Here is a 4,711-nt window from a genome sequence, read left to right as displayed (position 1 = left end):
GGGTTCGTGATCGGCCGCCGCCGGGCCCGCCGCCGTCAGCAGCCCCGTTGCGGCCAGGCCGAGGACGGCGATCGTTCTCTTGCACATGGGTGTCTCCCTGCGACGTTACGTGATCATCCGCAGCGATCATTACCCATTGCAGTGGATCAACTACTCTATGAATGTTTCTAGCCCTCTTTACCCGCCGAAACCGGGTCACCGCGCATGCTCTACCGTCTGCTGAGCGAGCGACCGTCGAGCGGAAGGACCCCCATGAGCCCCCTGAACGGCACCGGCCGGAGCACCGAGGAGCTGACCGAGCGGGTGCACGCCCTCCTCGCCTCCCCCAGGCCCTGGTCGGTCACCCAGGTCGGCGACCCCGTGCTGCGCCGGACCGCCGAGCCGTACGACGGCCAGCTCTCCGACGCCCTCCTGCGCGAGCTGCTCGACGCGATGTTCCGGCACCTGCCGGGCGTGGGCGTGGGCCTGGCCGCGCCGCAGGTCGGCATCCCGCTGGCGCTGGCGGTCATCGAGGACCCGGCCGAGCTGCCGGCCGACGTGGCCGCCGAGCGCGAACGCGCGCCGCAGCCGCCTCTGGAACTCGTCAACCCCGTCGTGACGCCGGTCGGCTCCGCATACCGGGCGTTCTACGAGGGATGTCTCAGCGTGGAGGGGCTGACCGCCGTCGTCCCCAGGCACGCGCGGGTGCGGCTGTCGGCCCACGACGGGGACGGCCGCCCGTACGAGACGGAGCTGTCCGGCTGGCCGGCCCGCATCGCCCAGCACGAGACCGACCACCTGAACGGCGCCCTCTACCTCGACCGCGCCGACCTCCGCTCGCTGTCGACCACCGCCAACCACGAACGTCTCCTCGCCCGGCCCTGACACCGCCGCAGGATCACATGCTGCGGATCACCGAGACCACGACCCCCAGCACCGCGGCCCGGTCGCCGTCGATGACGTCGTAGCGGGGGTTGCGCGGTTCGAGCCGGACGTGCCCGTCACGCCGCCGGTAGACCTTCACGGTGGCCTCGCCGTCGATCATGGCGGCGACGATCTGCCCCGAGTGCGCCTCGGGCTGCTGCCGCACCACCACGATGTCGCCGTCGCAGATGGCCGCGTCGACCATCGAGTCGCCGCGCACCCGCAGGCCGAACACGGTGCCGCGGCCGGTGAGGTCGCGGGGCAGGGTCAGGGTGTCGTCGAGGTGCTCGTCGGCGAGGATGGGCGTGCCCGCGGCGATGTCGCCGACCACGGGGACGCTCACCAGCTCGGCGGGCGGCTCGGGCGACGGCGGCCGCAGGAACAGGCGCACGTCGATCGGGCGGGTCATCGTCGCGCCGCGGCTGAGGAAGCCCTGCTCCTCCAGGCTCCTCAGGTGTTTCGAGACCGACGAGGACGAGCGCAGCCCGACCGCCTGGGCCAGCTCGCGCGTGCTCGGCGGGTATCCGTGTCTGACCACCCAGTCGCGGATCGTGGCCAGGATCCGCTGCTGGCGTTGCGGCAGGGCCGAGACGTTCAGGTGCTCGAACGCGTCATGGTCGTCGTAGGTGGTCACAGAGGAATGCTAGAGGCCGTCCGGCGGGAGCGGTGGCGGCCTCCGGCGGAACGGGCGATCCCGGCCGCGAGGGCGCAGGCCGCCGTGCCCGCCAGGACGAACAGCCCGGTGTCGCCGGCCAGGTACTCGGTCACCACCACGGGCCGGTCGGTCGTGACGGCGTGCTCCAGCAGCAGGGCGAACGTGGCGTTGTGCGCGAAGTGGGCCAGCACGGCCGGCCACACGCTGCCGGACATGACCCGCAGGTAGCCGAAGAGGAACGAGAACGCGATCACCGACCCGCCGAACAGCGGCAGCACGACGGCCCGCGCCCCCTCGGCGTGGTAGTACGGCGTGAACAGGATGTACGGCAGGTGCCAGGCGATCCACACCACCCCGACGACGAGCATGGACGCGCGCTCCCCCAGCCAGGCGAGCCGGGGCTGCAGGTAGCCCCGCCAGCCGATCTCCTCGGCGAAGGCCAGGATCGGCCCGGTGACGAGCACGACCGCCACCGACTGCGCCCAGTCGCCCCGCGGCGCGGTGAACCGTCCGAACCCCAGGGCGACCGCGCCCGCCGTGGCCAGCAGGCACACCCCGGCGGTGGCGGCGACGGCGGCCGGCCAGGCGCGCAGCCCGGCCCGGCCGAGGCCGAGGCGGCGCAGCCCGTCCCTGGAGTATCCCTCCCGGGTGATGACGAACAGCAGCACCAGCACGGTGAGCAGCGGCGACAGGGCCAGGACGAGCCCCTCCGCGACGCCGGCGGTGCCCGCCGAGACGGCGAGCACGAGGACGATGTAGACGATCGACGTGACGCGGTCGTCGAGCTGTCGGAACACGGGCGGACCTTCCTCCGGGAACGGGCCCCGCCAAGTGTTCAGGAGCCTGCTCCCGCCGCCCATCGGCCGAAGATCCGAATCGCCGCCCCGCCTCTGCCACCCGGGGACTACGACCACCGGCTGAGGGCCGGTAATCGCGTTGCGTCCGCGCCGCGGCGCGTGTCAGGGTCGCGGCTTCCTGACAGTAGTGACGGCACTGGTGGTGCGGCATGAGACATGCGGGTCTCGCGCTCGCGTTCGGGTCCTCGTCGTGTTTCGCGTTCTCGGGGCCGATGGCCAAGTACCTCGTCGCGGCCGGGCTGACGCCGGCCTGCTGGCCGCGGCCTGCTCCGCCGGATACTTCCTTGATGAACGACAGTTTCGGGGACGACGTCGACCCGCTCGGGCTGGTCGCCTGGGGCATGGCGGGCGCGGCCCTGGTGCTGGTCCCGGTGGCCCGTCCGTGGGCCCTGCGGTGGGAGGCGTTCACGACATCCGCCACTCCCGCGCCCGGCGCCCTGACGCTGCCCGTGCCGGTGGCCTTCGCGTGGATGGTGGTGGTCGCCAGCGTGGTGGCGTACATCCTCGGGGTGAACGGGTGCGGCGGTTGTCGGCCGCCGTGGGGGCCACGGTGGCGTCGCTGGAGGTCATCGGCGGGGCGCCGGCGGCCTGGGGGTGCTCGGCGAGGGCCTGGGCGGGGTTCGGGTCGCGGGCGGCGTGATCCTGCTGTCCGGCGCGCTCCTCGCCCAGGCCGCGACCCGCCGGACGCCGGAGACCCAGGTGACGGGCCTGGACGGCGACAAAGAGGTGACCTCGGGAGCAATGAAGTGCTGACACTACTGTAAGTAGTTAATTCACTACAGCAGGTATTTACAAGGGGAAGCAACGACTGTCCCATCCCCGTCCCGAGGAAGGAGGTGGAGCCTTGCGCGTCCTGATCCAGCTCCGCCCCGCCCGTGAAACCGTCGAAGCCGTCCTCGACCCCGGCGTGACCGCCACGGTCGCCGACGTGGCAGGTGACCTGCCGGGAATCGTCCTGGACCAGGCGTTCGCCCCGCTGGCCCTGCCGCGCGCGCTGCCCGCCTCGCCCTCAGGCGGCCTGCTGTCGTCGCTCAACCGGCCGCTGGGCTTCTCCCTGTCGGCCGAGCACGCCAGCGTGCTCGTGCGCGGCGAGCTCCCCGACGACGACCTGCCGTCCAGGCTGGCGTTGTTGTCGTCGTCCGTACGCGAGGTCGTCGGCGTGTTCGCCGACCCGTCCATCCATCCCAACCTGACCTGCGCCGACACCGGCCCGGTCGGCGACTGGCACGACGTCGAACGGCTGCTGCACGCCTCCGACCTGCGCGCGGCCGGCTACGACGGCCACGGCGTCAACCTGGCGGTCGTGGACGGCGGCGTCAACGCCGACCACGTCAGCACCAAGCTCGGCCGCCAGGTCACCCTCGACGCCGGCCACAGCTGGGCCCCGCCCGGCGTCACGCCCACGCCGGGGCGCTACCCGGTGGAGCACGGCAGCCTGTGCGCCTTCAACACCCAGCTCACCGCCCCGCGCTCGACGCTGCTCGACATCGCCGTCCTGCAGAGCAGGAAGGGCACGGTCGAGGGCATGCTGTCCGACGCCGTGGCCGCCTACACCCACCTGCGCGGGCTCCTGGAGGCGATGCCGGCCGAGTCCCGCTCGCTGGTCGTCAGCAACAGCTGGGGCCTGTACAACCCGCAGCAGGACTTCCCGCCCGGCCACCCCGGCAACTACTCCGACAACCCGATGCACCCGTTCAACGTCATGATCTCCAGCTTGGAGCACGCCGGGGCCGACATCGTGTTCGCGGCGGGCAACTGCGGGCGCGACTGCCCGGCGGCGAACTGCGGGTTCACCGACATCGTGGGCGGCAACGGCCATCCGAAGGTGGTCACGGTGGCCGGGGTCGACACCCGCGGCGAGCGCGTCGGCTACTCCTCGCAGGGGCCGGCCCGGCTCGGCGACCACAAGCCCGACCTGGCCGCCTACACCCACTACACCGGCTCCGAGGCCGGCGGCCCCGGCACGCCCGACACCGGCACCTCCACCTCCTGCCCCGTGGTGGCCGGCGTCATCGCCGCCCTGCGCACCCGCCACCCGTCCACCAAGTTGTCCCCCGCGCAGCTTCGCACGCTGCTCAACCGCACCGCCGAGGACCGCAGCACGGTCGGTTTCGACCACGACTACGGCTACGGCATCGTCAACCCCGCAGGCGTCCTGGCCGCGCTCCGCTCGCACCGCACCCGGGCCGCCTGAACGCGGCGGCGCCGCGTACCCGTGGTGGTCACGCCCGTCGACGGTCAAGACCAGGGCAACCAGGTGAGCAACCGGCAGCGCGAGCCGCTCAACCTCGACACC

5 protein-coding genes are annotated in these 4,711 nt (G+C 72.5%); 3 read left to right on the top strand and 2 right to left on the bottom strand.

Annotated elements, in window-relative coordinates:
• Window positions 1-252 precede the first annotated feature (252 nt).
• Window positions 253-864: a peptide deformylase gene (locus ABZ444_RS51290; protein WP_358012674.1), complete on the top strand. Its 612-nt coding sequence runs from the start codon at window positions 253-255 to the stop codon at window positions 862-864.
• Between the two features lie 13 nt (window positions 865-877).
• Here the strand turns inward: ABZ444_RS51290 and lexA are convergent, their stop codons facing one another.
• Both lexA and ABZ444_RS51280 read right to left on the bottom strand, forming a co-directional pair.
• Window positions 878-1,537 carry a transcriptional repressor LexA gene (gene lexA / locus ABZ444_RS51285; RefSeq protein ID WP_358012672.1) on the bottom strand — a complete coding sequence of 220 codons (660 nt, stop codon included), beginning with the start codon at window positions 1,535-1,537 and terminating at the stop codon, window positions 878-880.
• On the bottom strand, window positions 1,534-2,355 hold the full coding sequence (locus tag ABZ444_RS51280; RefSeq protein ID WP_358012670.1) for a CPBP family intramembrane glutamic endopeptidase: 822 nt from the start codon (window positions 2,353-2,355) through the stop codon (window positions 1,534-1,536). Before ABZ444_RS51280 ends, lexA begins: the two co-directional genes overlap by 4 nt.
• Before the next feature lie 654 nt (window positions 2,356-3,009).
• On the opposite strand from ABZ444_RS51280, the gene ABZ444_RS51275 reads away from it, so the two are divergent.
• Both ABZ444_RS51275 and ABZ444_RS51270 read left to right on the top strand, forming a co-directional pair.
• Window positions 3,010-3,168: a hypothetical protein gene (locus ABZ444_RS51275; RefSeq protein ID WP_358012668.1), complete on the top strand. Its 159-nt coding sequence runs from the start codon at window positions 3,010-3,012 to the stop codon at window positions 3,166-3,168.
• Between the two features lie 91 nt (window positions 3,169-3,259).
• Complete coding sequence (locus ABZ444_RS51270; RefSeq protein WP_358012666.1) at window positions 3,260-4,609, top strand: S8 family serine peptidase; 1,350 nt, start codon at window positions 3,260-3,262, stop codon at window positions 4,607-4,609.
• Window positions 4,610-4,711 lie beyond the last annotated feature (102 nt).

Origin of the sequence: Nonomuraea sp. NPDC005730 (assembly GCF_040630865.1) — a bacterium.
Lineage (GTDB): Bacteria > Actinomycetota > Actinomycetes > Streptosporangiales > Streptosporangiaceae > Nonomuraea.
This window is presented reverse-complemented; position numbering and strand designations above follow the sequence as displayed.